The following is a 26,253-nucleotide window of genomic DNA, read 5'->3' on the forward strand; positions in this document are numbered from 1 at the left end:
CCTGCATGCGGCTCACCCGCTGCCCCGGGGATAGGGTCGTGGATCATGGATATCGTGATAGCCCTCCTCGTCGTCGCCCTCGTCGCGCTGCTGGTCTCGGCCAACGAGCACAGACTCAGGCGCACCCACCACAGAGTTGCCCGGCTGGAGCAGAAGCTCGACCTCGTCATGGAGCAGTTGGGCATCCACGTACCCGACCCGGCGACGGATCAGGTCGCCGCGCTCGTGCGGGAGGGAAAGAAGATCCAGGCGATCAAGCTCTACCGCGAGACCACGGGCAGCGACCTGCTGACGGCCAAGAACGCGGTCGACCGCATGGAGTCCCAGGTCTGATCTCGCGACGCCCGCAGGAGGCGCGATACGGGCTACACGGCCGGTACGTGGTCCCAGGGCGCCGGGCCGGTCCCGTCGGCCCACGCGGTGAGTGCCTGGTGGTCGACGCAGAGTATCCCGCACTGGTCCGCGTACTCCGCCGCCGGTTCGGTGAACTCTCCCGTGGTCACGACAGCGGCGACCTGGGCGCCGTGGACGGCGTAGCACGTGCCGCCGAAACGCTGGACGTCCTGCGAGCCGACCTTGTTCGCCGGCCCGTAACGCTTGCACTGGATGACGACGCACCGTCCGTCCGGAGTCGTCGCGATGACGTCGGCCCCGAGGTCCCCGGCGCCGCCGACGACCTGGACCTCCACACAGCCGTCCCGCTCGCACAGTTCGGCGATCGACCGCTCGAAGGTGTCCGGGTCCATGGCCGCGTAGTCCACGTACGCGGCTTCGGCGGGCGCGGCTTCGGCGGGCGCGGCTTCGGTGTACCGGGCTTCCGGGTACGGGGCTTCGGCCCTGCCCCGGGCCGCCTCCACGACATCGATGTCCGCGACGGCGGCGGGGCGGACGCTCCGCCGGCGGCGACGGCCGCCCCGGACCACCGCCGCGGCCACGACGACGAGAGCCACCGTTGCCAGGACGGCCGCCGGCAGGTTGTCGCCCTCCCCCAGCGCCGCCTTGAAGGTGAGTCCGACCCCACAGACGACGATGGCGACCAGGCCGAGACCGAACGCGGTCTCGCGGAGCCGGAAAGCGGGCCCGCGCCGTGCGGTGCGGCTCCGGCGGGTGGGTATCGGCATCTGCGTCGGCTCCGTCCTCCGTACGACCTCTTCAAGATCGCTCTGGTTTCCGTATGCCCCGCCCGGCCGGATTCAACGGCTCCCGGGCGAGCACAGCGAGCACACGGCGCTCCCCGCGCCCCGCCCCACGCCGGAGTGCCCCCGACGCGGGGCGTCGGGGGCACACTTCGGCGGTCCGGTTCCGGCAGCGCGGTTACGCGGTGACCGGCACGGCCGCCTTCTGTCCGGCCTCACGCACGTCGTACTCGTCGACCGGCGAGGACGAGGCCGAGTTGTACGCGTCGTGGTCGAGGATCTTCTCCCGGGCCGCGACGATGACCGGCACCAGGGCCTGACCCGCGACGTTCGTCGCGGTCCGCATCATGTCCAGGATCGGGTCGATCGCCATCAGCAGGCCCACGCCCTCCAGCGGAAGGCCCAGCGTCGACAGGGTGAGGGTCAGCATGACCGTCGCGCCCGTCAGACCGGCGGTGGCCGCCGAGCCGATGACCGAGACGAAGGCGATCAGCAGGTAGTCCTGGATGCCGAGCTGTACGTCGAAGATCTGCGCGATGAAGATCGCGGCGAGCGCCGGGTAGATCGCGGCGCAGCCGTCCATCTTGGTCGTCGCACCGAACGGCACGGCGAAGGACGCGTACTCCTTCGGAACACCGAGGCGCTCGGTGACCCGCTGGGTGACCGGCATGGTGCCGACCGAGGAGCGGGAGACGAAGGCCAGCTGGATGGCCGGCCAGGCCCCCTTGAAGAACTGGAGCGGGTTGACCTTGGCGACCGTCGCGAGCAGCAGCGGGTAGACGCCGAACAGCACGAGGGCGCAGCCGATGTAGACGTCGGCGGTGAAGGTCGCGTACTTGCTGATCAGGTCCCAGCCGTAGTCGGCGATGGCGAAGCCGATGAGGCCGACGGTGCCGATGGGCGCGAGGCGGATGACCCACCACAGGGCCTTCTGGAGCAGCTCCAGGACCGAAGCGCTGAGCTTGAGGATCGGCTCGGCCTTCTCACCGAGCTGGAGCGCCGCGATACCGGCGACGGCGGCCATGAAGACGATCTGGAGCACGTTCAGCTCGGTGAACGGCGTGATGACGTCGGTCGGCACGATGCCGGTCAGGAAGTCGATCCAGGAGCCGGAGCCCTCGGGCTCCTTGCCGTCCTTCGGCGTCAGGCCCGTACCGGCGCCCGGGTTGGTGACCAGGCCGATCGCGAGGCCGATGGCGACCGCGATCAGTGACGTGATCATGAACCAGAGCAGCGTGCGCGAGGCCAGCCTGGCGGCGTTGTTGACCTTGCGCAGGTTGGTGATCGACACCAGGATCGCGAAGAAGACGAGCGGCGCGACGGCCAGCTTCAGCAGCTGGACGAAGATGCCGCCGACCTGCTCCAGCGTCGTCTTGAGCCAGCTGATGTCCTGGCTGCGCGCGAGCCAGCCCAGCAGGACACCCAGGACCAGACCGGTGATGATCTGGGCCCAGAAGGGGAACTTGTCGGATATTCGGAAGCGGGGCTTCCGGTCCTCGGGCGTGATCGCGGAGTTCGCGGACACGGACACACTCCGTTGCTTACGTATGGGGATACGGGGACGGTGGTGCGGCGGCCGTGAGCTGTACGTGGAACCGGAGCTGTGGGCGTCGCCGCTGCGTGAAGTCGCTTCTGATGTCAGATGTGGCGGCGACAGGCCGCGGACATGCAGCGGCAGAGATCGACATGCAGGCGCGCCACCAGCACGAGCGGAACGCTCGTGGCAGGGGAGTGCGCGGCGGATGTCTTCATGCTGAACACGTTAACACTTGTACTTTGAGAACATCAAAGCTGTTCTTTGGGCACGCGCGCCCCGGCCCCGGCCCGGAAGACGCCGCCACCCCGGCCCCGGACAGATGTCCGGAACCGGGGTGGCGGGAAGTGTGACGTACCTTACGCGGCCCTTACCGGGCCAGGCCGTCCTCCTGGCTGCGGTTCGACTCCAGCTTGGCCTTCACGCTGTCCACACGCTCGACGATCCGCTCGGACATCGCGTCGCGCTGCTTGCGCAGCAGCACGAAGCTGAGCGGCGCGGAGACGACGATGGCGAGCATGAGCACCCACAGCAGGTTGGAGTCGCCCAGGCCGGCCGGGAGCACGCCGAAGTGGACCAGGCCCCAGATGACGAAGAAGCAGCCCACGAAGACGCCAAGGCGCATCGCGGTGTAGCGAATCGTTGCGTGCCTGGTGTTCACGGGGACCTTCTTCTCAGCGGCAACCTAAAGGGTCCCTACCAGTCAAGCACAGGGGGCCGAAGCTTCTGCCGGGCCCCTGCCCTTCCCGGCATTCCTCCAGCATTCCCGTCATTCCAGCGGCAGCAGCATGACGATGTCGTCGCGGTCGTCGCCCGGTGCGACCCGGATCGCGCCGGGCACCCGCCCGACCTCCTTGTAGCCGCAGGAGGCGTAGAACCGGTCGGCTCCGGTGCCGCCGCGGCAGGTCAGCCGTATCGCCTCGATCCCCTCGAAGGACCGCGCCGCCTCGGCGGCCGCCGTCATCAGCTCGCGGCCGTACCCCTTGCCCTGGTGGCGCGGGTGGACCATCACCGTGTAGAGCCAGATCCAGTGGGTCATCAGCCGGTGCGTGTTGTACGTGAGGAACGCGGTGGCGGCGACGGCGCCCTCCTCGTCGTACCCGACGAGCAGCCGGGTACGGCCCTCGCTCACGGCGGCGAGGTGCTTGACCCACTCGGGCCGGATGTCGTCGACGGTCACGGGCGGTACGAATCCGACGGCGCCGCCCGCGTTGGAGACGTCCGTCCACAGGGACAGGACGCCGTCGCGCAGGCGGGGGCCGATCCGCGGATCGAGTGCGAAGTTCAGCGGCATGCCTTCGACAGTAAACGGCTCGGCCCGGCGCCCGTACGGCCGGTCCCGCGGCCCGGGTGTCCCCGGACCGCCCGCCCGTACGGCGTCAGACCCGCATCGCCTGCGGCGACTCGCGGCGGTCCGCGTCCGGTCCCGGGTACTCGCGGATGATCTCGTACCGCGTGTTCCGCTCCACCGGGCGGAAGCCCGCGTCCCGGATCAGCTCCAGCAGGTCCTCACGGCCGAGCTTGTTCGGCGTGCCGTAGTTGTCCGCGTCGTGCGTGATCTTGTACTCGACGACCGAGCCGTCCATGTCGTCCGCGCCGTGCTGGAGCGCGAGCTGCGAGGTCTGCACGCCGTGCATGACCCAGAAGACCTTGACGTGCGGGACGTTGTCGAAGAGCAGCCGCGAGACCGCGAAGGTCTTCAGCACGTCGGCGCCGCTCGCCATCGTCGTACGGGCCTGAAGACGGTTGCGGATCTTGCCGTCCTTCATGTCCTCGAAGTCGTGCTGGTAGCGCAGCGGGATGAAGACCTGGAAACCGCCGGTCTCGTCCTGGAGCTCGCGCAGCCGCAGCACGTGGTCCACGCGGTGGCGCGGCTCCTCGATGTGCCCGTACAGCATCGTCGCCGGGGTCTTGAGCCCCTTCTCGTGCGCGAGGCGGTGGATGCGCGACCAGTCCTCCCAGTGGGTGCGGTGGTCGACGATGTGCTGGCGGACCTCCCAGTCGAAGATCTCGGCGCCGCCGCCGGTCAGCGACTCCAGGCCGGCCTCGATGAGCTCGTCCAGGATCTCCGAGGCCGACATGCCCGACACGGTCTCGAAGTGGTGGATCTCGGTCGCCGTGAAGGCCTTCAGCGAGACGTTCGGCAGGGCCTTCTTCAGCTCGCTCAGGGAGCGCGGGTAGTAGCGCCACGGGAGGCTGGGGTGGAGGCCGTTGACGATGTGCAGCTCGGTGAGGTTCTCGTTCTCCATCGCCTTGGCGAGCTTGACGGCTTCCTCGATGCGCATCGTGTACGCGTCCTTCTCGCCCGGCTTGCGCTGGAACGAGCAGTACGCGCACGACGCGGTGCACACGTTCGTCATGTTGAGGTGACGGTTGACGTTGAAGTGGACGACGTCGCCGTTCTTGCGCGTGCGCACCTCGTGGGCGAGGCCGCCCAGCCAGGCCAGGTCGTCGGACTCGTAGAGAGCGATGCCGTCCTCGCGGGTCAGTCGCTCACCCGCCCGGACCTTCTGCTCCAGCTCGCGCTTGAGCCCTACATCTTTGATAGATGCAGTCATCTCCGGCCGCCTCCCATTTCTCTACGAATCAAACCCTCAACACGGTACTCCCCCACCCTCCGGGCGGGAGGACCCCCATTGACGCTCCGCGTCAGGCTTCCTCCGGCAGCTCCCCGACCCGGTTCTCCCACTTCGTGGAGAGCACGATCGTCGTACGGGTGCGCGAGACGCCCCGCGTGCCGGACAGCCGCCGGATCGTCTTCTCCAGGCCGTCCACGTCCCCCGCCCGGATCTTGAGCATGTACGAGTCGTCGCCCGCGATGAACCAGCAGTCCTCGATCTCCTCGAGATCGCGCAGCCTGCGTGCCACGTCCTCGTGGTCCGCCGCGTCCGAGAGCGAGATGCCGATCAGCGCGGTGACACCGAGGCCGAGCGACTTCGCGTCGACCGTCGCGCGGTAGCCGGTGATGACACCGGCCGCCTCAAGACGGTTGATGCGGTCGGTGACGCTGGGCCCCGAGAGCCCGACGAGCCGGCCGAGTTCGGCGTACGAGGCCCTGCCGTTCTCTCTGAGAGCCTGGATGAGCTGCCTGTCCACGGCGTCCATATGCCTGAAGCCTTCCATTGTTCAGCAATACCGCGAGTTTATGTGTGCAATCTAAGGCGTGCAGTGCTCAACGCCCATCATCTTTCCGGGAGCCCCCGAGCTGCCCCTCCCAGCGGCGGTACAAGCCGTGCGGCACCCCCGCCGCGTCCAGCACCCGCCCCGCGACGAAGTCCACCAGATCCTGGATGTGCGTCGCTCCCGCGTAGAACGCCGGGGAGGCGGGCAGCACCACGGCTCCCGCCTCGTCCAGCGCCACCATGTGCTTGAGGGTCTGGCCGCTCAGCGGCGTCTCCCGCACCGCGACCACGAGCCTGCGCCGCTCCTTGAGCGTCACGCTCGCCACCCGTTGCAGCAGGTCCTTCGACAGTCCCAGCGCCACCCCGGCCACGCTCGCCGTCGACGCCGGCACGACGAGCATCCCCTTGGCCGGGTACGAACCCGACGAGGGCCCGGCGGCGAGGTCCCCGGCCGCCCAGTACCGCACGTCGCTCACATCGGCGGCGAACGTGTCCGGCCTGCCGTCCGCGCCGCGCGCCAGCCACGTCCGCAGGTCCTCCTGCCAGTGGGCGTCCCGGAACGCGATGCCCGTCTCGTCGAGCAGCGTCAGGCGCGAGGCCCGGCTGACCACCAGGTCCACGCTCTCGCCCGCGTCCAGCAGCCCGCGCAGCACGGCGGCGGCGTACGGCGTGCCCGACGCCCCGGACACCCCTACGACCCATGGCCGGCGCGGCTGCTGACTGCGTGTATGTCCTGACTCCACGTGCCCGACCTTATCCGGGCTCCCCCGGGCGGAACCGAGTCAGGTGCCCGGGACGTTCCACCGGCAGAGCCACACGTACCGCAGGGGGACGCCATGCCACCGACCACCGCCGAACAGAGCCGGAACCGGAGCCGGGGGCACCGGGCGAAGGCCGCCGCCGCGCTGATGCTCGGCTGGGTCGCGCTGCTGTGGGTCCTGGAGGCGCTGGACGCCGCGACGGGCGCGCTGAACCCGTACGGGGTGAGCCCGCGCGACGTCGGCGAGTTGCGCGACGTACTCCCGATGTCGTTCCTGCACCACGGCTTCGACCATGTCGCCTCGAACACCGTCCCGCTGCTGGTCCTCGGCTTCCTCGCCGCCCTGAGCGGCATACGCCGCTTCGTGGGCGTCGTCCTGGTCATCGTGCTCGTCAGCGGCCTGGGGGTCTGGCTCACCGCCCCCGACCACTCCAACACGGCGGGCGCGTCGGGCGTCGTCTTCGGGCTCTTCGGCTACCTGCTGGTCCGCGGCTTCGTCGACCGCAGCGCGCTGGACATCGTGACCGGCCTGGTGGTGGCCGCGGTCTACGGCTCGATCCTGTGGGGCGTCCTCCCGGCCCATGCCGCCGTCAGCTGGCAGGGCCACCTCTTCGGCCTGGCCGGCGGCGTGCTCGCCGCGTTCCTGTTCCGGCGGCGGACGCCCCTCATGGGCCCCGCGCGCCTCACACCGTGAGGCCGCGCACCAGCAGGTCGAGCAGCGCGCACCCGAACAGGGCGATCCCGATGAAGCCGTTCGTCGAGAAGAACGCCCGGTTGAGGCGGGACAGGTCGTGCGGCTTGACGATCGTGTGCTCGTAGAAGAAGGCCGCGGTCACTATCACCAGACCGGCCCAGAAGAAGGCCCCCGCGTCGGTGGCCAGCGCGTACCAGACCAGCAGGACGGTCGTCACCGCGTGGCAGGCCCGCGCCCCGTACAGCGCGGCCGGGACCCCGAAACGGGCCGGCACGGACTTCACCCCGTGCGCGCGGTCCGCCTGGACGTCCTGGGTGGCGAAGATCAGGTCGAAGCCGCCGATCCAGATGCCGACCGCGAGGCCGAGGATCACCGCGTCCCAGGACCACTCCCCCGTGATCGCCAGCCAGGCTCCGACGGGACCCATGGCCTGGGCGAGGCCCAGAATGGCGTGCGGGAAATTCGTGAAGCGCTTCCCGTACGGATAGACCACCATCGGGACGACCGCTATCGGCGCGAGCACCAGGCACAGCGGGTTCAGCGCGGCCGCGGCACCGAGAAAGACCACGACGGCGACGAGCGCACCGGTCCAGGCGGACCTGACCGAGACCGCGCCCGTCACCAGCTCGCGGTGGGCGGTGCGCGGGTTACGGGCGTCCAGCTCCCGGTCGATGATCCGGTTGCACGCCATCGCGAACGTACGCAGCCCGACCATGGCAAGGGTGACGAGCAGCAGCTTGCCCCAGTGGATGTTCCGGTCCAGCTGGAACATCGCGGTGAGCGCGGCGATGTAGGCGAAGGGCAGCGCGAAGACCGAGTGCTCGATCATCACGAGCCGCAGGAACGCCTTGGTCCTGCCGACCTGCGGAACCGCGGCCGCCGTGCTGCTCACAGCCCGTACTCCTTCCAGCGCCTCGACACCCGTTCGGAGGTCTCGGGGTCGGACTCGACCATGTCCGGCCAGCCCCCGTCCCGGGTGTAGCCCTCCTCGGGCAGCTTCTTCGTCGCGTCGATGCCCGCCTTGCCGCCCCAGAACTGCTGGTACGACGCGTGATCCAGATGGTCCACCGGACCCTCGACCACCGTGAGGTCGCGGGAGTAGTCGACGTTCCCCAGCGCCCGCCAGGCCACCTCGTGGTAGTTGTGCACGTCGCAGTCCTTGTCGACCACGATGATCAGCTTCTCCAGCGAGAGCATGTGCGCGCCCCAGATGGCGTGCATGACCTTCTGCGCGTGCTTCGGGTACTTCTTGTCGATCGCCACGATGACGCAGTTGTGGAAACCGCCCGCCTCCGGCAGGTGGTAGTCCACGATGTCCGGAACGATGATCTTGAGCAGCGGCAGGAAGAAGCTCTCCGTGGCCCGCCCCAGCGGCCCGTCCTCCGTGGGCGGCCGCCCCACCACGATCGACTGGAGCAGCGGACGCCGCCGCATCGTGACCGTGTCGATCGTCAGCGCCGGGAAGTCCTCCTGCGGCGTGTAGAACCCGGTGTGATCGCCGAAGGGCCCCTCCGGCAGCATCTTCCCGGGCTCCAGCCACCCCTCCAGCACGACCTCGGCCTGGGCCGGGACCTGGAGCGGGACCGTCTTGCAGTCGACCATCTCCACCCGCTTCCCCGACAGGAAGCCCGCGAAGAGGTACTCGTCGATGTCGCCCGGCAGCGGAGCCGTCGAGGCGTACGTCACGGCCGGCGGCGCACCGAAGGCGATCGCGACCGGCAGCCGCTCACCGCGCCGGGCCGCCACCTGGTAGTGGTTCCGGCTGTCCTTGTGGATCTGCCAGTGCATCCCGATCGTGCGCTTGTCGTGGCGCTGGAGCCGGTACAGCCCCAGGTTCCTGATGCCCGACTCCGGGTCCTTGGTGTGGGTGAGCCCCAGGTTGAAGAAGGACCCGCCGTCTTCCGGCCAGGTGAACAGGGCGGGCAGCGTGTCCAGATCGACGTCGTCGCCCCTCAGCACGACCTCCTGCACCGGCGCCGCATCGGACTTGACCTTCTTCGGCGGCACGTGCGCCATCGACCCGAGCTTGCCGAACGCCTCCCGCACCCCCACGAAACCCTGCGGAAGCTCGGGCTTCAGCAGCCCGCCGATCTTGTCCCGGATGTCGTCGTACGACTTCAGGCCGAGCGCCTTGAGCAGCCGGCGGTCGGTCCCGAAGACGTTCATCGCCAGGGGCATCGACGAGCCCTTGACGTTCTCGAAGAGGAGCGCCGGACCACCCGCCTTGTTCACCCGGTCGACGATCTCCCCGACCTCCAGGTACGGATCGACTTCGGCCTTGATGCGCTTGAGGTCGCCCTCGCGCTCCAGCGCCCGGAGCAGGGAGCGAAGATCGTCGTAAGCCATGCGGTCCAGTATCCGGTACGCACTACGCTTGGCCCGTCACCGGGGCTGCCCACGCCGCCCTGCGGTCCACGCTCTGGGAGCTTGCCCTCATGCTCAGGTATCTGCCGTTCCTGCTGGTTCTGGCGCTGTGGATCTATGCCTTCATCGACTGCCTGAACACCCCCGAGGAAGAGGTCCGTCACCTTCCCAAGGTGGTCTGGGTGATCATCGTGCTGCTCTTCGGCGAGGTGCTGATCGGCCCCGTCGCCTGGCTCGCGGTCGGCAAGGTCCGCAAGGGAGCCCGCAACGGCTCCGGCGGCACGCCCTCCGAAGGGCGCCGCGGTCCCAAGAACACCTGGGTCGCCCCCGACGACAACCCCGACTTCCTGAAGTCCCTCAAGGACGAGAAGGACGAGAAGGACGAGTCGATGATGAAGGACTGGGAAGCGGACCTGCGCCGCCGCGAGGAGGAGCTCAAGCGGCGCGAGGACGGCCCCGGCCCCGAGGAGTCCGGGCCGTCGAAGTGACCCGCTGACAGCGGCGGCCGTACGACACGGTCACCGCCGCCAGCAGCGGGCCCCGGGCCAGCAACGGGGCGTAGCAGGCCGGCATGAAAACGTAGTGGCCGCCGGCGAGACCGCCGGCCTGGTCGAAGTCGGTGAAGAACAGCGCCGCGAGGCTGCCCCACCAGACGAACGTCACGATCGCAGCGCCGACGCGGGCAGCGGTCATGACCACGCGAACGCCGACCGGCCTGCCGCCGGTGACCGGGAGCCAGGACGGGGCGGCCTCGCCCCACGGACGGACCAGGCCGGGCGTCAGCAGGGCGAGCGCCTCCGTGAGCAGGCTCAGGCCGACCATGTACGCCGTGCCCCAGCCGGGCGCGTGGTACTCGGTGACCAGCTGCCGGCGGGTGCAGCCCAGCGGAACCCCCAGGGCCAGCGCCGTGCGCCGCAGCGAGGACGGAAGCACGACCACAACAGTGGCGTGAGCGGCCCGTACGGCCCACCGAGGAGCAATCGCTGTCATGCCCTCACCCTCCACGGGCGTGCGGGCCGGCCACACCGTCGACAGGACGAACCCCGCCCGCCGCACGGCGGAGGGCGCCTCCTCCCCGGTCACGGCCCCGCCTCGCACACCGCGGTGCCGGGAGGGGACGCGTCGGGGCGCTTCCCGCAGGGCGCCGAACGCAACCACCCCGAAGCTCACGCCGTACCCGGACGTTCGGCGCCCGAGGAGGCGCCCCGGCGCGGCACCGGCCCCGAAGCCCCCGCGAAGGACGGCCACCGCACCGCCCCGCACCGACTGGCCGGCGTACAGCTCGCGGTAGCGGTCCGGGTCCCAGGCGGTGACCGTGCCGTGCGCGACGGCGGCGTCGCCTCCGTCGCCGGTGTCCGGCCACCGCAGCGCCACCACGCCGCCCAGGCGCGGCTCCGGCCGCTCGGCGGCGGCGAGCCACTCCCGCAAGGCCCTCCTCAGCGGCGACGGCGGGCCAGACCCGGTGCGCGGGCTGCGGAAGGTCCGGCGTGAACCTCAGCACGACCGCGGCGTCCCGGGGTTCGCCGGTGCCACGGGGATCTCGTCCGCCGTGGCACCGGCCCCACCCCTGGGCCGGGCTTGTGCGGCCGGGCCCGGGAGCGGGTCAGACGCCCGCGTACGAGTGCTTGCCGCTGAGGAAGATGTTCACGCCGTAGTAGTTCCACAGCCAGCAGCCGAACGCGAAGAGCGCCAGGTAGGCGGCCTTGCGGCCCTTCCAGCCCGCCGTCGCGCGCGCGTGCAGGTAGCAGGCGTACGCGACCCAGGTGATGAAGGACCAGACCTCCTTGGGGTCCCAGCCCCAGTAGCGGCCCCACGCGTCGCCCGCCCAGATCGCGCCCGCGATGATCGTGAACGTCCACAGCGGGAAGACGGCGGCGTTCACGCGGTAGGAGAACTTGTCGAGCGAGGCGGCGGACGGAAGGCGCTCCAGGACGGACGAGGCGAAGGCGCCCGGCCTGCCGCCGCGGGCGAGTTTCGCCTCGTACCCGTCACGGAAGAGGTAGAGGGCCGTGCCGACCGCGCCGAGGTAGAACACCGCACCGCAGAAGATCGCGGTGGAGACGTGGATCCACAGCCAGTACGAGTCCAGCGCGGGCACCAGCTGGTCGCTGTCGGTGTAGAGCCACGTCGTGGCGATGCCCAGGTCCAGCAGGACCGTGGTGACCAGCGGCAGACCGGCCCAGCGGACGTTCTTCTTCGCGGCCAGGATCGCCAGGTACACGCCGACGACCACGGTGGAGAAGGTGATCGAGAACTCGTACATGTTGCCCCACGGCGCGCGCTGCACCGACAGGGCGCGGGCGATCACGCCGCCCGCCTCGACGAGGAAGGCGAGGACGGTCAGCGAGACGGCGACGCGTCCGTAGAGGTCGCCCTTCTCGGTGCCGCCGGCCGCTCCCGGGCCGTCCGGCACGTCGCGGGTGCCCGCCGCGGACCGGGTGACGACCTTCGGCTTGTCGAGGACGGTCGTGGAGCCGCCGGAGCGCACGGTCACCGCGGGGGCGGCCTTCGCGGTCGCCCCGCCGCCGGCGGTCAGCGCGGCGGCCGTGCGGCCGACCTTGCTGCGGCTGCCGAAGACCCACTCGGCGATGTGGGCGAGGAAGGCCAGTGTGTAGACGGCCATCGACGAATAGATCAGCACGTTGCTGATGTGGGCGAGGTTCTCGTTGGTTGCGGCCGCGAGATTCACGCGCGGACTCCTTCGACAGGTTCAGCGGGATCAGGTGCCGTCGGCGCCTGTGAGTTGAGCGTTGCGGCCAGGTCGGCCAGTTCCTCGGGGAGCTTCGAGGACTCGCTGCGGCCGAGTCCGGCCATCTCGACGACGGTGACGCCGTCCTTGCCCCGTACGGCCCGGACCCAGACGCGGCGGCGCTGGATGAACAGCGATCCGGCGAGTCCCGCGATCGCGGCGACGGCCCCCACCAGTGCGGGTACGGTGCCGGGCTGCTGCGAGATCTGGAAGGTCGCCCACTCCTTGACGTCCTTCTCGAACGTGATGGAGCCGGCGCCGTCCGGCAGCTTCATGGTCTCGCCGGGCAGCAGCCGCTGCTTGAGGTCGGCGCCCCGGTCGTCCTTGAACGCCTTCATCTTGCGCTTGTCGAGCTGGTAGACGTTCTGCGGCAGGCCCGCGTCCACGCCGAGGCTGCCGTGGAAGGCGTTGAGCGCGAGGACGGGGAAGTCGAGGCCCGGGTACTGGGAGAGCATCGTGCCCTGGCCCGCGCCCGCGAACGTCGGCACGAAGAACGCCTGGAAGCCCAGCTGCTCCTTCTTGCCGTCCTTGTCGCGGTAGCCGTCCATCACCTTGATCGCGCCGGACGAGGTGACGTTGGAGTCCATGGGCAGCAGCGGCACCGCGCCCTTGAAGACCTCCCTGCCCCTGCCGTCCTTGACGGTGACGACCGGGGCGTACCCGTGGCCGATCAGGTAGACCTTCGAGCCGTCGACCTCCAGCGGCCGGTTCACCTCGATCGTGGTCTTCCTCTCGGCGCCGTCCGCCCCCTCGGCGTACGTCACACGGGCCTCGTACGTACGGGGCGTGCCGCGCTGGGGGCCGGTGCGCTCGTACGTCCCGACGAACTTGTCGAGCGTGAAGCTGAACGGCGCCAGGTCGTGGTCCCGGTCGAAGAGCGACCCGGACGTGAAGTCGTCGTACTGCGTGAGGGTGTTCGCGAAGCCGCCGCCCTCGACGATCAGCTTGCCGCCCTCGGACTTGAACAGCTGCCCGGTGGCGAAGGACACCAGCATCACGATGAGCGCGACGTGGAAGATCAGGTTCCCGGCCTCGCGCAGGTACCCCTTCTCGGCGGCGACCGCGTCACCGGCGGCATCGGACCGGAAACGGCGCTGCTCGAGCATCGCCAGCGCGGCCTCGCGGACCTGCTCGGGGTCCGTCTCCGTACGCCAGGTGGTGTACGCCGGAAGCCGCGTCAGGCGGCCGGGCGCGGCCGGCGGGCGGCCGCGGAGCTGGCCCACGAACTGCCAGGTGCGGGGCACGATGCAGCCGATGAGCGAGACGAAGAGCAGGAGGTAGATCGCGGAGAACCACACCGAGCTGTAGACGTCGAAGAGCCCGAGGTCGTCGTAGAGCGGCGCGAGCGTCTCGTGCGCCGCCCGGAACTCCTCGACCTTCGTCTCGTCGACACCGGTCTGCGGGACCAGCGACCCGGGGATCGCGCCCAGCGACAGCAGGAACAGCAGGATCAGCGCGACGCGCATCGACGTCAGCTGCCGCCAGAACCAGCGCACCCAGCCCGTCGTCTCGCGCCAGGCCCAGGCGATCCGGCCGGCCGCGCCGGGCCGCATCACGCCGCCGAAGGAGCCGGGGACCGCCCGCTCCCGGGGGGCGGTGGAGAGCTGGGCGCCGGCTTCGCCGAGCTCCTGCTCGTCGTGCGCGGCGGCCGCGGCCGCCGCGCTCGCCTCGTCGGTCGTCTCGTCGGTCGTCTCGGTCTTGCTCATGGAACTCAGATCCCCACCGTGAAGCCTCGGGTCCAGCCCTGCATGTCCTGGATGATGCCGTTCCAGATCCCTGTGACGAGCAGGACGCCGGTCACGATCATCATCAGTCCGCCGATGCGCATCACCCAGGCGTAGTGCTTCTTGACCCAGGCGAACGCACCGAGCGCCCGCCGGAACGCCATCGCGGCGAGCACGAAGGGCACGCCCAGGCCGAGGCAGTACGCGACGGTCAGTACGGCCCCGCGCCCCGCGCTCCCGTCGTTGAGGGCGAGCGTCTGGACGGCGCCGAGCGTCGGGCCGGTGCACGGCGCCCAGCCGATGCCGAAGAGGGCGCCCAGAACGGGCGCGCCCGCCAGTCCGGCCGCCGGCCGCTTGTGGAAGCGGAACTCGCGCTGGGTGATCCAGGGCAGCAGCCCCATGAAGAAGACGCCCATGAGGATCATCAGTGCGCCGAGCACCGTGGAGAGCGTCTCCTGGTGCTCCTGGAGCGTCGACCCGAAGAAGCCGAACAGCGCCCCGGTCGAGACGAAGACGGCACTGAAGCCGAGCACGAAGAGCGAGGCCCCCGCGACCATGCGCCCGCGCCTGGCCTCGGCCAGGTCGGTGCCGCTGATTCCGGTGACGTACGACAGGTAGCCGGGTACGAGCGGCAGCACGCACGGCGAGAAGAACGAGACGAGACCGGCGGCGACGGCGATCGGCAGCGCGAGAACCAGGGCACCGCTCAGAACCGTCGTGTTCGGGTCGGTGACCGCGGCGGCGAGAACGCTCACTTGGTCACTTCTCCGCGATCAGCGGGTCGATCATCTGGTGCAGCTTCTTCTCGTTGAGGGCCATCAGGGAACGGGCCGCGATCCTGCCCTCACGGTCGATCACGATCGTCGACGGAATGGCCTGGGGATTCAGGCTGCCCTTGGGAAAGCGGAGAACCAGCTTGCCGATCGGGTCGTAGAAGCTGGGATAGGTGATGCCCCACTGCTTTTCGAACTCGATCGCGGGGCCCTTGGAGTCGTCACGGGTGTTGATCCCGACGAACTCGACGCCCTTGTCCTTGGTCTCCTTGGCGACCTTCGCGAAATTCGGCGCCTCGGCCCGGCAGGGCGAACACCACGAACCCCAGACGTTCAGGACGACGACCTTGCCCTTGAAGTCGTCGATGTCGAGCTTCTCGCCTTCGAGCGTCTCGCCGTCGAGCTTCGGGGCGTCCTGCCGCTCGCCCTCGGCGACGGTGGAGATGCCCCCGCTGCCGGTCACGAACTTCGCACCGCTCGACCCCGACGCCGTGGCGCCGTCGCCTCCGCACGCGGAGAGGGTGAGTGCGCCCGCGACCGCGACGGCGGCCGCCGACGCGGCGTGGCGGGTGCGGTTCGAGCGGCGGCGGGGGGCGCGGCTAAGGCTCATGTGAAAAGTTTCGCATGAGCGTTCCAGGGATCTTCCGCGCCCCCCATGGTGCCCGTAAAGCCCCTTGTCAAGAGCTCTTAAGGAAAGACTTCCAGCCGCCCGCCGGGGACTGGCCGACCTGGAGGGAGCGCAGCTTGTCGAGGACCTTCGGGTCCTGCACGTCGAGCCAGTCGCAGAACTGCCGGAAGGAGACCAGACGCACGTCCTTCTTGCCCGCCATGCCCTTGAGCGCTTCCTCGACGGCGTCCATGTAGATGCCGCCGTTCCACTGCTCGAAGTGGTTGCCTATGCAGAACGGCGCGCGATTGCTCTCGTAGGCCCGCCGGAAACCGGAGAGATATGCCTCGGTGGCCTGCTTCTTCCAGCCCGGGTAGCGGGACGGCACGCCCCGGGTCGAATTCTTCGACTGATTGGCGAGGATGTTGTAGTCCATCGAGAGCACCTCGAAGGAATGGCCCGGGAACGGCATCGCCTGGAGCGGCAGGTCCCACAGGCCGCCCCGCTTGACGGGCCACATCTGGCGGCCGCCGGGCGAGCTGGCGTCGTAGCGCCAGCCGAGCTTCCTCGCCGTCGGGAGGAGGTTGTCCTGGCCGAGGAGGCAGGGGGTGCGGCCGCCGACGAGTTCCTTCTCGTAGTCGAAGGGCAGCGGGTCGAGGTCGGTCCAGCCGCTGTTGGTCTTCCACTCGGTGACGAAGGACTTGGCCTGGGCGGTCTCGTTCTCCCACTGGGCGGGCGTCCAGTTGCCGACGGTGCCCGAGCCCGCGCAGAAGTGCCCGTTGAAGTGCGTGCCTATCTCGTGTCCTTCGAGCCAGGCCCGGCGGACGTACTTCAGCGTGTCCTTGATGTGCCCGTCGGTGAGGTAGCCGATGTCGGAGGCGCCGACGGGGTTGTTCGGCGGCTTGTAGAGGCTCTTCCTCGACTCGGGGAGCAGGTAGAGCCCGGAGAGGAAGAAGGTCATCGCCGCGTCGTGGTCCTCGGCGAGCTTCAGGAAGCGCGGGAACAGGCCGTTGCCGACCTCGCCCGCCCCGTCCCAGGAGAAGATCACGAACTGCGGCGGGGTCTCGCCCGGCTGGAGCGGTACGGGCCTGTCCGGCTGGTTCGGCTGCTTGCCGGTGTCGGCCGTCGAGCCGTCGCCTATCAGCCGTACGTCGCCGGCCGTTCCGGTCGGGGACGGGGTGCCGGCCCCGTCCCCGCCGCCCTTGCCCCGGGCGGGGCCGGGGCTCCGGGGGCCCGACGCCCCGGCAGCGCCGCAGCCGGCCAGGCCGGCCGCGGCCGCTGCTCCGAGTCCCAGTCCCAGCAGACCCCTTCGGCTCATGTCCCGCATACCCGTGTCCCCATCCGCACTCGTCATCCCCGTAGGTGCCCGTCGGCTCTTACAACGGACGACGGGTTAGAGGTGCGGATGAAGACGTCGGTTCCGGCGAACCGGCATATTTTTCCCAGGCGTGGTCGGAAACCGACCGGGGAGTGATCGGGATTACGCGCCGAATGCCTTCGTTTCACCCTTCACGGGCTTGGCGCCGGCCAGCAGGTGCGCGGGTACGAGATCGCGGGCCGGCTCGCTGTAGCCGACGGACACGATCTTGTCGCCCTGGAACGTGAAGGTGGTGAGCGAGGCGAGCGTGCACTGCCGCTTGCGCGGGTCGTGCCACAGCCGCCGCCGCTCGACGAAGCTCCGGACGATCCAGATCGGCAGCTGATGGCTGACGGCGACCGCCTCGTGCCCGCGGGCCGCGTCGCGCGCGGCGTTCAGGGCGCCCATCATCCGTACGACCTGCTCGATGTACGGCTCGCCCCAGGACGGCTGGAACGGATTCGTCAGGTGCCGCCAGTTGCCGGGCCTGCGCAGCGCGCCGTCCCCGACCCCGAAGGTCTTGCCTTCGAAGACGTTGGCCGCCTCGATCAGCCGCTCGTCGGTGGCCAGGTCGACGCCGTGCGACGTGGCGATCGGCGCCGCGGTCTCCTGGGCGCGCTCCAGCGGCGAGGAGGCGACGTGTGTGATGTCGCGCCCCGCGAGGTGCTCGGCGACCCGGTCGGCCATCCGCCGGCCGAGGTCGGAGAGGTGGTACCCGGCCCGGCGCCCGTACAGCACCCCGTCCGGATTGTGCACTTCACCGTGGCGCATCAGGTGGACGACGGTGGTCTCGCTCATGCGGTGGCCTCCGCTGCGGCGCGGGCGGCGGCGGGCAGCGCGGCGGCGATGCGCTCGACGGCCCGCGCGTCGTGGGCGGTGGAGACGAACCAGGACTCGAAGGCGGACGGCGGGAGGTAGACGCCGTCGGCCAGCATCGAGTGGAAGAAGGCGTTGAAGCGGAAGGCTTCCTGCTTCCGCGCCTCGTCGTAGTTGCGCACCTCGTCGGCCGTGAAGAAGACCGAGAACATGTTGCTGGCGCTCTGGACGCGGTGCGCGACGCCTTCCTTGGTGAGCGCCAGGGTGACCAGCTCCTGGATCTCCCGCGACACCGCGTCGACCACGGCGTACGCCCCGTCGTCGAGCAGCCGCAGCTGCGCGAGGCCGGCGGCGGTCGCGACCGGGTTCCCGGAGAGGGTGCCCGCCTGGTAGACGGGGCCGGCCGGCGCGAGGTGCGCCATGACGTCCTCGCGGCCGCCGAAGGCCGCGGCCGGGAAGCCGCCGCCCATGACCTTGCCGAAGGTCATGAGGTCGGGGGCGACGCCGTCGATGCCGTACCAGCCGGCCTTCGACGTACGGAAGCCGGTCATGACCTCGTCGGAGATGTAGAGCGCGCCGTCGGCCTGGCACAGGGCCTTGAGCCCGGCGTTGAAGCCGTCGGCCGGCGGGACGACGCCCATGTTGCCGGGCGAGGCCTCGGTGATGACGCAGGCGATCTCGCCGGGGTGCGCGGCGAAGGCGGCCCGTACGGCGTCGAGGTCGTTGTACGGCAGGACGATCGTGTCGCCGGCCTGCGCGCCCGTCACACCGGGGGTGTCCGGGAGCGCGAAGGTCGCGAGGCCGGATCCGGCGGCGGCGAGGAGCGCGTCCACGTGGCCGTGGTAGCAGCCGGCGAACTTCACGACCTTGGCCCGGCCGGTGAAGCCGCGGGCGAGACGGATGGCCGACATGGTCGCCTCGGTGCCGCTGGAGACGAGCCGCACCTGCTCGACCGGCGCGACCCTGGCGACGATCTCCTCGGCGAGGGCGACCTCGCCCTCGCCGGGCGTACCGAAGGAGGTGCCGCGGGCGACGGCCTCCTGGACGGCGGCGACGACGGCGGGGTGGGAGTGGCCGAGGATCATCGGCCCCCACGAGCACACGAGGTCGACGTACTCACGGCCGTCGGCGTCGGTGAGGTACGGACCGGTACCGGACACCATGAACCGGGGCGTACCGCCCACGGCACGAAATGCACGGACCGGAGAGTTCACGCCGCCGGGCGTCACGAGGGACGCGCGGTCGAAAAGCGTCTGCGAAACTGGGGCGTCATAGGGGAAGCTCACACAAGCCATGGTGTCAGAGGCTCCGGCGGTCTTGCGGACAGGTGTTTCGCCGCACGGTCGTGGGGGAGGTCACTGACACGATGATCGGGTTGCGCGGCCGTGGCCGCGAGTGGTCGGGTGGAGATATGCATCGCGGTGGCGGAGTGGGCGAGGGGACCGACGATCTGGGTCCCGACGGGTCCCAGCGCGGCCGGCACCGGCGTGAGCGGGGGCGCGGGGCGCGGGCGGACAGGCGCGAGGCGAACGTGAACGCGGACACGGGAAACAGGAGTGGCCGGGTGGGGGTGACCTACAAGTACTTCGGCGCTCCGAACGGAGCCACCGCTGCCCGCGTGCCCATCTCGATGCGTCCGGAGGAGCTGGGCGGCGACGAGCTCGGCATGGGCGGCATGTTCACGAAGATCAAGCCGGAGACGGTGGCCGCGATGGTCCTGACCGGCATCGAGGGCATACCCCTGCACAAGGTGCCGCCGCTGGAGCTGGTCGTGCTCCACCCCGATTACGCGGTGGTCAAGCTCCCCATGACGGTCGTCGACCCGCTGCGCGGCGTCGGCGAGGAGTCGGTGGGCGCGGCGGCCTTCATCTGGTCCACGGTCCCGGACCGCGGGGGCCCGCGCGACGCGTTCAACGTCTACCAGCTGCTGCACGAGTGGCAGGACTTCAGCCACCGGTTGCACGAGGCGGGGCATCAGCCGTACTGCCTGGTGTGGCCCTGATCCCGAGTCGGCCCGCCCGCGGTGACGTCCCGCTCCGGCCCCGGGCCGGTTCGCGGCGAAACGGATACCGGTGGAGCGGCTCACCGTCAAGGACGTGCGGCGTGCCCGGGGCAGCGGCGGCGACACCGTTCCCAGAAGCCGGCACATCGCCGAACTCGACGGCGCGGGCACGCCGGTCCGCCTCGCGGGCACGCCGGTCCGCCTCGCGGCCGCTCCGGCCGGCCTGACCCGTACCGTCCGTGAGCCGGGCTCCGCGAAAGCCCCCGCGAACCCCGTGGGCCCCGGGCCGTGACCGCCTCCGATCGCCCCCCACCGGCCGGAAAGCCGCTGGATGAGGCGTACGCCCCGGTGGCATGCTGGCGGCGTGAACGGACCGGAGATCCACCTCAGCGTCGCCCCCGAGCTGCACCTCTTCGTCGCGGCGCGGCGGCGCGCCGGGCGTACGGCCCTGGCCACCGACGGCGCCTCGTCGCTCGGCCATGTCGTCGAGTCGCTCGGCATCCCGCTCACCGAAGCGGGACAGCTGCTCGTCGACGGCCGCGAAGTCCCGGTCTCGCACGTCCCGGCGGCGGGCGAGAAGGTCGACGTGCACGCGGTGCGGCGGCCGCAGCGGGTGCCGGGGGCGCCGCTGCGCTTCCTCCTCGACGTTCACCTCGGCACGCTGGCACGGCGGCTGCGGCTGCTGGGCATCGACGCGGCGTACTTCAGCGAGGACGTCGGCGACCCGGCCCTCGCGGCGTACTCGGCGCGCGACCGGCGCGTACTGCTGTCGCGGGACCGAGGATTGCTGCGGCGCCGTGAGCTGTGGGCCGGCGCGTACGTCTACAGCGACCGCCCCGAGGAGCAGCTCGACGACGTGCTCAGCCGGTTCGCGCCCGTCCTCACGCCGTGGACGCGCTGCGTCGCCTGCAACGGCGACCTCGAGAACGCCACGAAGGAATCCGTCAGCGGGTTCCTCGAAGGCGGCACCGAGCGTACGTACGACGTCTTCGCCCAGTGCACGGCGTGCCGGCGCGTCTACTGGAACGGCGCACACCACTCGCGCCTGCAGACGATCGTCGAGGACGCCCTGCGCTCCTACGGCGACACGGCGGCACAGGCTTCCTGATCCGGCCGGCGGATCAGGAACGCCTCCTCCCGGCTCCTCCCGCCTACGGCCGCTCCGCCGTCAGGTACCGCTGCACGGTGGGCGCCAGCCAGTCGACGACCTCCTGCCGCGTCATCTCCACGGCGGGCGGCAGCCGCAGCACGTACCGCGCCAGCGCCATGCCGAGTATCTGGGAGGCCACCAGCGCGGCCCGTTTCGGCGCCTCCTCGGGGCGCGGGCCGACAGCGGCGGCGACGGGACCGAGCTGCTCCCGGAACACGGCCTGCATGCGCTCGGCCCCGGCGGCGTTGGTGGCACCGACCCGCAGCAGCGCGGTCAGTACCTCGTCCTCCTCCCAGCGGTCGAGGAAGTGCCCGACCAGGACGGCGCCCACCTGCCGTCCCGGCAGCGCGCCCGGTCCGGCCGCCTCCCGCAGGTCCGGCAGCCTCAGGTCGAACTCGGACGCGGCGGCGAACAGCCCCTCCTTGTTGCCGTAGTAGCGCATCACCATCGACGGGTCGATCCCGGCGTCGCGCGCGATCGCGCGGATGGTGGCGCGCTCGTACCCGTCGGCCGCGAACCGCTCGCGGGCGGCGTCGAGGATCGCCGCCCTGGTGGCGTCGGACCGGCGGGGCGCCGGGGCGGGGGCGGGTGAAGGTGCGGATGCGGGTGGAGGCGGGCCAGGCAGTTCGCTCATGCCAACGAATGTAGGCCGACAACCGTTGACGGACCATGGTCCGGAAGAGGCGGCCGCTCCTCTTCCCCTGGCACGTGTGGCACGCATGACACGCTGGACGCATGACCGTCGCCCGTTCCGCCGCCCTCTTCCTCCTCGCCGCCCTCCTCGAGATCGGCGGCGCCTGGCTCGTCTGGCAGGGCGTGCGCGGCGGAGGCCGGGACCACGGGCAGGGACACGGGCGCGGCTGGATCTGGATCGGCGCCGGGGTCGTCGCCCTCGGCGCGTACGGCTTCGTCGCCACCCTCCAGCCCGAAGGCGAGTTCGGCCGCATCCTCGCCGCGTACGGCGGAGTCTTCGTCGCCGGTTCCCTCGCCTGGGGCATGATCGCCGACGGCTACCGCCCCGACCGCTGGGACGTCGTCGGCGCGCTCGTCTGCCTCGCCGGAATGGCCCTGATCATGTACGCACCACGCTCTCGCTAGCCTGTACACCATGCCTACGCCTATCGCCGTCATCACCGGAGCAAGCAGCGGGATCGGCGCCGCCACAGCCCGGCGGCTGGCCGCCGCCGGCTACCGCGTCGTCCTCACCGCCCGCCGCAAGGACCGCATCGAGGCGCTGGAGGCCGAACTCACCGCCGCGGGCCACCAGGCGACGGCGTACGCGCTGGACGTCACCGACCGCGCGGCGGTCGACGAGTTCGCCACCGCCTTCCGCACCCTCGCCGTCCTGGTCAACAACGCGGGCGGCGCGCTCGGCGCCGACCCCGTCGCCACCAGCGACCCCGCCGACTGGCGCCAGATGTACGAGACCAACGTCATCGGCACCCTCAACCTCACCCAGGCCCTGCTCCCCGCCCTCACCGCGAGCGGCGACGGCACGGTGGTGGTCCTCTCCTCCACCGCCGGCCACGGTACGTACGAGAACGGCGGCGGCTACGTCGCCGCCAAGCACGGCGCGCACGTCCTCGCCGAGACCCTCCGCCTGGAGATCGTCGGCACCCCGGTCCGCGTGATCGAGATCGCGCCCGGCATGGTCAAGACCGAGGAGTTCGCCACCACCCGCTTCCGGGGCGACACCGACAAGGCCGCCAAGGTCTACGCGGGCGTCGCCGAACCCCTCACCGCCGACGACGTGGCCGAGACCATCACCTGGGCGGTCACCCGCCCCAGCCACGTCAACATCGACCTTCTGGTGGTCCGTCCGCGCGCCCAGGCCTCCAACACCAAGGTCCACCGCGAACTGTGACCGCGCCCGCGCGGCCGGCAGCTCCCCGCCCGGACACCACCGGCACCGGCCGCGCCACCGGCCGCACCGCCCGCACCGCCCGCACCGCCCGCACCGCCCGCACCGGCCGCACCGGCCGCACCGGCCGCACCGGCGGAAAAACGGCCCGCACCGGGAATCGGGATCCCGGTGCGGGCCGCCACAGCAGAGCGCGTAGCCGAAGAGCGCGCCGTCAAAGAGCGCGCCGCGGGCCGCTCATCCCCGCCCGGTCTGGTCCCGGGTCTCGCCCGCGACCGTCTGACCGGACTGGCGAGCCTGCTCCGTGACCTGTCCGGCCTGGTCTCGCGCCTGCTCCTTCGTCGTACGGGCGGCCTCGGCGGCGGTCTCCTTGACCTCCTGCACCGCCTGCTGCGCGACCTGGGTGGCCTCCTCCTTCAGGTGCTGCGCCGACTCGGCCGCCGCCTGCTTGACCGGTTCGACGGCTCCACTGGCCCGGTCCGACAGCTGCTCGGCCGCCTGCTGCTCGGCCTGCGTACTCGGCAGCATCGAGCCGGCCAGCAGCCCCGCGCCGAAGGCGATCAGACCGGCCGCCAGCGGGTTGCCCTCCGTCTGCCGTATCGCTTCCTCGGGCGCCTTCCGGACCGCTTCGCCCGCCTGGCCCGCCGTCTGGCGCACGGTGTCCGCCGCCTGCCCGACGCTCTCCTGCACCGACTGGGCGGTCTGCTGCGTACGCTCCTGGGCCCGGCCCGTGGTGTGCGAGGCGGTGCCCATGACCCGCTCCCGCACCCCGGACACCGCACCGCGAACGCGCTGGGTGCGACGCTGCGCGATCCGGCGCGGGCTCGTGCGGTCGGCCAGCCGGTCGACGTCGCCGGACAGCTTCTCCCGCGTCATCTCGATGTCGGCCCTTACTTGTTCGGGTGACGTGCCCATTGGGCGTCCTCCTTCAGTGTCTGCACGGTCTGTTCCGGCTTCGGTGACACGGTCCGCATCCGGGCGCGCCCCTTCACGAACAGGACGGCGCCGACCACCGCCCACACCGCCGTGACGATCAGGGCGGCCCAGCCCGCGTCCATCACGTTCGCCAGGCCGAACACGACTGCCAGGGATGCGAAGAGGGCCACCATGTAGCCGGCGAATCCCGCTCCGCCGTACATTCCCGCGGCCTTGCCCGCCTTGGTGGCTTCCTCACGGATTTCGAGCTTGGCCAGCTCCATCTCCTTGCGGAAGAGCATCTGTACGTCCGAGGTGACCTCGGACAGCAGCTCTCCCACCGACCTGTCCTCCACGATTGGCCTCTCCCCCACCGAACTCTGTTGCCTCCGCTTCAGCGGGGCCTGCGGCGAATACGTCGACATCTCACACCTCCGGTGTACCGGGCGCTCCGCCCCACCCGGCGGCCCGCGGCAGAGTGCCGTCGGCCGGGGGCACAGTGCCGTCGGCCGGGGGCACAGTGCCGTCGGCCGGGGGCAGCGGCTGCACCGGGGGAACCTGTGGGGCGGCCGGGGTGACGACGCCACCGGCCGCCGTACTGCCGTTCCCCGTGCTGCCCTCGCCACTGCCGCTGCTCGCCTTGCCCGCCTTGGCGAGCCGGCCGACGGCCAGACCCGCCAGCGCCGCTCCGCCCAGGAACATCCCGGGCCGGCGGCGGGCGAAGTCGCGGACGTTGTCGACCACGCCGCCCACACCGTTCTTCTCCAGGTAGTCGGCAGCGCGGTAGCCGCCGTCGGCCGCCTGTTCCACCAGGCCGCGCACCGGGGAATCACCGGGCGCGTTCTGCGCCAGCCCGGCGAGATCGTCCGCCCACTGCCGCACCGTGCCCGCCGCGCGCTCGGTCTGGCCCCGCACCTCGTCGTTCACGCGCTCCCGCAGGTCACGCACCGCCGTGCCGGCCTGCTGCCGGGCCTCGTCGGTGACTGTCCTGGCCTGCTGCGCGACCGACCCCGCGACCTCACTCGCGGCCTGCTTGGCCTGACCGGCCGTGACCGACGCCTCCTCTTTCGCTGTCTGCCCGGCCTGCTGGACACGCCCGGCACCACCATTCGCGGACACATCACTCATGGATTCCACCTTCTTCGGGGGGCGCGCAGAACCCTGCACACCGGCAGCGGCCGGACTGGGCCGGGCCGGTCCGCGGGCGGGCTGCCGGTGGGCGGCTCCACCTCTGCGGGTGAACCGCTCCACCACCGTCACCGCGTGCTGTCACGCACTCGCCCGGCTCGGTACGCCGAGGTCTGCGTCACGCCCCGTGTGCTCTTGTGCTGGCTGGGACAAGCTCCGGGTAACCACCCACGCGCGAGCGAAACGATCGAAAACCACATTCCGAGATCGCACCGCGCCCAGGGCACCTCCCCGCCCGCCGCTGCCGCCCTCGGCCCCCCGCCCTCGGCCCCCGCCTCAGGCCCCGGAAGACACGCGCCCGGCCTCCGCGCCCGAGCGGTTCCCGGTGGTCCCGCCCCGCCGCCGTACCGCCGGCAGCGCCCCGTAGGTGACCAGCGCGAGGGCCGTCGACCCGGCGCTCACCCACACCGGCGAACGGAAACCGAACCCCGCCCCGATCGCGAGCCCGCCGGCCCACGGACCGACCGCCCCGCCCACGTTGAACGCCGCCGTGGCGAACGCCCCGGCCAGCGTCGGCGCCTTCACCGCCAGGCGGAACACCCGCGAGATCAACACCGTCCCGGTACCGAACGCGAGCATCCCCTGCACGCATACGAGCACGATCGCCGCCACCGGACTTCCGGCGGCCGACGCGAGTACCGCCCACCCGAGCGCGAGTGACGCCATACCGGCCACCACCAGCGCGTCCGGCCGCACATCGGCGATCCGCCCCGCGACGGTCACCCCGACGAACGACCCCACCCCGAAGAGCGCGAGCACGACCGGCACCCACAGGTCCCCCAGTCCGGTGACCTGCGTGACCAGCGGTTCCACGTAGGAGAACGCACAGAACGTGGCTCCCTGCACGAGCGCCATCGTCACCAGCGTCAGCAGCAACGGAGCCTCCCGCAGAACCCGCAGCTCCTCCCGCGCGCTCACCTCCCGCGCGCCCGCCTCCCCGGCTTCGGTCCGCTCGTCCGGAATCGTCCGCGCGATCGCGAGGACAGCCGGCAGCGACAAGACGGCCACCGCCCAGAACGCCGACCGCCACCCCCACTGCTCCCCCAGCAGCGCGCCGCCGGGCACACCCGCCACGCAGGCGACGGTGACCCCGCCGACCACGACGGACGTGGCACGCGCCCGGGCTTCGGGCGCGACCATGCCGACGGCGGCCACCAGGGCAACGGCCCAGAACCCGGCGTTCGCGAGCGCCCCGACCACCCGCGTCGCGAGCAGCACCCCGTAGCTGGGCGTGACAGCACCGATCACATGGACGGCGACAAAGGCCCCCAGAAAGACCAGCAGAGCCCGCCGTCGCGGCCACTTCCGGCTCCAGAGCGCCATCAGGGGCGCCCCGACCACCATCCCGATCGCGAACCCCGAGGTCAGCAGCCCGGCGGCCGGGATGGACACGTTCAGATCGTCGGCGATGTCCGACACCAGGCCGGACAGCATGAACTCCGATGTGCCCTGGGCGAAGACGGCCAGCCCGAGCACGAAAACAGCAAATGGCATGAAGGAA

The 26,253-nt window shown here is 71.0% G+C and carries 29 protein-coding genes and 1 pseudogene; 8 read left to right on the plus strand and 22 right to left on the minus strand.

Annotation, left to right across the window (positions count from 1 at the left end; translation table 11 throughout):
• Positions 1–45: 45 nt before the first annotated feature.
• A complete protein-coding gene (locus ACWDZ4_RS27165) occupies positions 46–333 on the plus strand; it encodes a hypothetical protein (RefSeq protein ID WP_451511011.1) in 288 nt (95 codons plus the stop codon).
• A gap of 32 nt (positions 334–365) precedes the next feature.
• Here ACWDZ4_RS27165 and ACWDZ4_RS27170 read toward each other — a convergent pair whose 3' ends face one another.
• The 7 genes from ACWDZ4_RS27170 to ACWDZ4_RS27200 all read right to left on the minus strand — a co-directional run bounded on the left by ACWDZ4_RS27170 (position 366) and on the right by ACWDZ4_RS27200 (position 6,535).
• Positions 366–1,121 (minus strand): restriction endonuclease, encoded by a 756-nt coding sequence (locus ACWDZ4_RS27170; protein WP_451511012.1) that lies wholly within the window; start codon positions 1,119–1,121, stop codon positions 366–368.
• Between the two features lie 193 nt (positions 1,122–1,314).
• Positions 1,315–2,661, minus strand: a complete 1,347-nt coding sequence (locus tag ACWDZ4_RS27175) for a dicarboxylate/amino acid:cation symporter (RefSeq protein WP_451511013.1) — start codon at positions 2,659–2,661, stop codon at positions 1,315–1,317.
• Positions 2,662–3,040: 379 nt separating this feature from the next.
• A complete protein-coding gene (locus ACWDZ4_RS27180; RefSeq protein ID WP_451511067.1) occupies positions 3,041–3,295 on the minus strand; it encodes a DUF4229 domain-containing protein in 255 nt (84 codons plus the stop codon).
• 144 nt (positions 3,296–3,439) lie between these two features.
• A complete protein-coding gene (locus ACWDZ4_RS27185) occupies positions 3,440–3,964 on the minus strand; it encodes an N-acetyltransferase family protein (protein ID WP_451511014.1) in 525 nt (174 codons plus the stop codon).
• 85 nt (positions 3,965–4,049) lie between these two features.
• Positions 4,050–5,228, minus strand: coding sequence for an aminofutalosine synthase MqnE (gene mqnE / locus ACWDZ4_RS27190; protein ID WP_451511015.1), 1,179 nt, complete (start codon positions 5,226–5,228; stop codon positions 4,050–4,052).
• Positions 5,229–5,319: 91 nt separating this feature from the next.
• On the minus strand, positions 5,320–5,775 hold the full coding sequence (locus tag ACWDZ4_RS27195; RefSeq protein WP_344496238.1) for an Lrp/AsnC family transcriptional regulator: 456 nt from the start codon (positions 5,773–5,775) through the stop codon (positions 5,320–5,322).
• A gap of 67 nt (positions 5,776–5,842) precedes the next feature.
• Entirely contained in the window at positions 5,843–6,535 is a 693-nt protein-coding gene (locus ACWDZ4_RS27200; RefSeq protein ID WP_451511016.1) for a UbiX family flavin prenyltransferase, read from the minus strand.
• Between the two features lie 93 nt (positions 6,536–6,628).
• Here ACWDZ4_RS27200 and ACWDZ4_RS27205 point away from each other — a divergent pair, with 93 nt between their 5' ends.
• On the plus strand, positions 6,629–7,246 hold the full coding sequence (locus ACWDZ4_RS27205; RefSeq protein ID WP_451511017.1) for a rhomboid family intramembrane serine protease: 618 nt from the start codon (positions 6,629–6,631) through the stop codon (positions 7,244–7,246).
• Here ACWDZ4_RS27205 and mqnP read toward each other — a convergent pair.
• Together mqnP and ACWDZ4_RS27215 are read right to left on the minus strand one after the other, a co-directional pair.
• Positions 7,236–8,138: a menaquinone biosynthesis prenyltransferase MqnP gene (gene mqnP / locus ACWDZ4_RS27210; protein WP_451511018.1), complete on the minus strand. Its 903-nt coding sequence runs from the start codon at positions 8,136–8,138 to the stop codon at positions 7,236–7,238. The genes ACWDZ4_RS27205 and mqnP overlap by 11 nt on opposite strands.
• Complete coding sequence (locus ACWDZ4_RS27215) at positions 8,135–9,592, minus strand: menaquinone biosynthesis decarboxylase (protein WP_451511019.1); 1,458 nt, start codon at positions 9,590–9,592, stop codon at positions 8,135–8,137. The genes mqnP and ACWDZ4_RS27215 overlap by 4 nt, the downstream gene beginning before the upstream one ends.
• A gap of 89 nt (positions 9,593–9,681) precedes the next feature.
• Between ACWDZ4_RS27215 and ACWDZ4_RS27220 the strand changes: the two genes are divergently transcribed.
• The gene (locus ACWDZ4_RS27220; protein WP_451511020.1) at positions 9,682–10,098 is read left to right on the plus strand and encodes a PLD nuclease N-terminal domain-containing protein; all 417 of its coding nucleotides are present in this window, start codon (positions 9,682–9,684) and stop codon (positions 10,096–10,098) included.
• On the opposite strand, the gene ACWDZ4_RS27225 is transcribed toward ACWDZ4_RS27220, so the two are convergent.
• The 8 genes from ACWDZ4_RS27225 to hemL form a co-directional block, all read right to left on the minus strand.
• On the minus strand, positions 10,046–11,038 hold the full coding sequence (locus tag ACWDZ4_RS27225; RefSeq protein ID WP_451511021.1) for a hypothetical protein: 993 nt from the start codon (positions 11,036–11,038) through the stop codon (positions 10,046–10,048). The genes ACWDZ4_RS27220 and ACWDZ4_RS27225 overlap by 53 nt on opposite strands.
• A 175-nt stretch (positions 11,039–11,213) precedes the next feature.
• The gene (gene ccsB / locus ACWDZ4_RS27230; RefSeq protein WP_451511022.1) at positions 11,214–12,299 is read right to left on the minus strand and encodes a c-type cytochrome biogenesis protein CcsB; all 1,086 of its coding nucleotides are present in this window, start codon (positions 12,297–12,299) and stop codon (positions 11,214–11,216) included.
• The gene (gene resB, locus ACWDZ4_RS27235; protein WP_451511023.1) at positions 12,296–14,065 is read right to left on the minus strand and encodes a cytochrome c biogenesis protein ResB; all 1,770 of its coding nucleotides are present in this window, start codon (positions 14,063–14,065) and stop codon (positions 12,296–12,298) included. The genes ccsB and resB overlap by 4 nt, the downstream gene beginning before the upstream one ends.
• Before the next feature lie 5 nt (positions 14,066–14,070).
• Positions 14,071–14,838 (minus strand): cytochrome c biogenesis CcdA family protein, encoded by a 768-nt coding sequence (locus ACWDZ4_RS27240; protein WP_451511024.1) that lies wholly within the window; start codon positions 14,836–14,838, stop codon positions 14,071–14,073.
• Between the two features lie 4 nt (positions 14,839–14,842).
• Entirely contained in the window at positions 14,843–15,466 is a 624-nt protein-coding gene (locus ACWDZ4_RS27245) for a TlpA family protein disulfide reductase (protein ID WP_451511025.1), read from the minus strand.
• 67 nt (positions 15,467–15,533) lie between these two features.
• Positions 15,534–16,790 carry a hypothetical protein gene (locus ACWDZ4_RS27250; RefSeq protein WP_451511026.1) on the minus strand — a complete coding sequence of 419 codons (1,257 nt, stop codon included), beginning with the start codon at positions 16,788–16,790 and terminating at the stop codon, positions 15,534–15,536.
• 153 nt (positions 16,791–16,943) lie between these two features.
• On the minus strand, positions 16,944–17,618 hold the full coding sequence (locus ACWDZ4_RS27255; protein ID WP_451511027.1) for a histidine phosphatase family protein: 675 nt from the start codon (positions 17,616–17,618) through the stop codon (positions 16,944–16,946).
• Positions 17,615–18,931, minus strand: a complete 1,317-nt coding sequence (gene hemL / locus ACWDZ4_RS27260) for a glutamate-1-semialdehyde 2,1-aminomutase (RefSeq protein ID WP_451511028.1) — start codon at positions 18,929–18,931, stop codon at positions 17,615–17,617. The genes ACWDZ4_RS27255 and hemL overlap by 4 nt, the downstream gene beginning before the upstream one ends.
• Before the next feature lie 116 nt (positions 18,932–19,047).
• On the opposite strand from hemL, the gene ACWDZ4_RS27265 reads away from it, so the two are divergent.
• The 3 genes and pseudogenes from ACWDZ4_RS27265 (at position 19,048) to ACWDZ4_RS27275 (ending at position 20,746) form a co-directional block, all read left to right on the plus strand.
• On the plus strand, positions 19,048–19,638 hold the full coding sequence (locus tag ACWDZ4_RS27265) for a hypothetical protein (protein ID WP_451511029.1): 591 nt from the start codon (positions 19,048–19,050) through the stop codon (positions 19,636–19,638).
• A gap of 9 nt (positions 19,639–19,647) precedes the next feature.
• Positions 19,648–19,930: pseudogene (locus tag ACWDZ4_RS27270) on the plus strand (PH domain-containing protein); the annotation flags it as partial.
• A gap of 72 nt (positions 19,931–20,002) precedes the next feature.
• Positions 20,003–20,746 (plus strand): Mut7-C RNAse domain-containing protein, encoded by a 744-nt coding sequence (locus ACWDZ4_RS27275; RefSeq protein WP_451511030.1) that lies wholly within the window; start codon positions 20,003–20,005, stop codon positions 20,744–20,746.
• A 43-nt stretch (positions 20,747–20,789) separates the two neighbouring features.
• On the opposite strand, the gene ACWDZ4_RS27280 is transcribed toward ACWDZ4_RS27275, so the two are convergent.
• Entirely contained in the window at positions 20,790–21,422 is a 633-nt protein-coding gene (locus ACWDZ4_RS27280) for a TetR/AcrR family transcriptional regulator (RefSeq protein ID WP_451511031.1), read from the minus strand.
• 101 nt (positions 21,423–21,523) lie between these two features.
• Here ACWDZ4_RS27280 and ACWDZ4_RS27285 point away from each other — a divergent pair, with 101 nt between their 5' ends.
• Both ACWDZ4_RS27285 and ACWDZ4_RS27290 read left to right on the plus strand, forming a co-directional pair.
• Entirely contained in the window at positions 21,524–21,886 is a 363-nt protein-coding gene (locus ACWDZ4_RS27285; RefSeq protein WP_451511032.1) for a YnfA family protein, read from the plus strand.
• Between the two features lie 10 nt (positions 21,887–21,896).
• Positions 21,897–22,652: an SDR family NAD(P)-dependent oxidoreductase gene (locus ACWDZ4_RS27290; protein WP_451511033.1), complete on the plus strand. Its 756-nt coding sequence runs from the start codon at positions 21,897–21,899 to the stop codon at positions 22,650–22,652.
• 234 nt (positions 22,653–22,886) lie between these two features.
• Here the strand turns inward: ACWDZ4_RS27290 and ACWDZ4_RS27295 are convergent, their stop codons facing one another.
• From ACWDZ4_RS27295 to ACWDZ4_RS27310, 4 genes are all read right to left on the minus strand, one after another.
• Positions 22,887–23,564 (minus strand): DUF3618 domain-containing protein, encoded by a 678-nt coding sequence (locus tag ACWDZ4_RS27295; protein ID WP_451511034.1) that lies wholly within the window; start codon positions 23,562–23,564, stop codon positions 22,887–22,889.
• Positions 23,540–23,920, minus strand: coding sequence for a phage holin family protein (locus tag ACWDZ4_RS27300; protein ID WP_451511035.1), 381 nt, complete (start codon positions 23,918–23,920; stop codon positions 23,540–23,542). The genes ACWDZ4_RS27295 and ACWDZ4_RS27300 overlap by 25 nt, the downstream gene beginning before the upstream one ends.
• A gap of 70 nt (positions 23,921–23,990) precedes the next feature.
• The gene (locus ACWDZ4_RS27305) at positions 23,991–24,692 is read right to left on the minus strand and encodes a hypothetical protein (protein ID WP_451511036.1); all 702 of its coding nucleotides are present in this window, start codon (positions 24,690–24,692) and stop codon (positions 23,991–23,993) included.
• Between the two features lie 336 nt (positions 24,693–25,028).
• Positions 25,029–26,246, minus strand: a complete 1,218-nt coding sequence (locus ACWDZ4_RS27310) for a Cmx/CmrA family chloramphenicol efflux MFS transporter (RefSeq protein WP_451511037.1) — start codon at positions 26,244–26,246, stop codon at positions 25,029–25,031.
• Positions 26,247–26,253 lie beyond the last annotated feature (7 nt).

This window comes from Streptomyces sp. NPDC003016 (genome assembly GCF_053591455.1).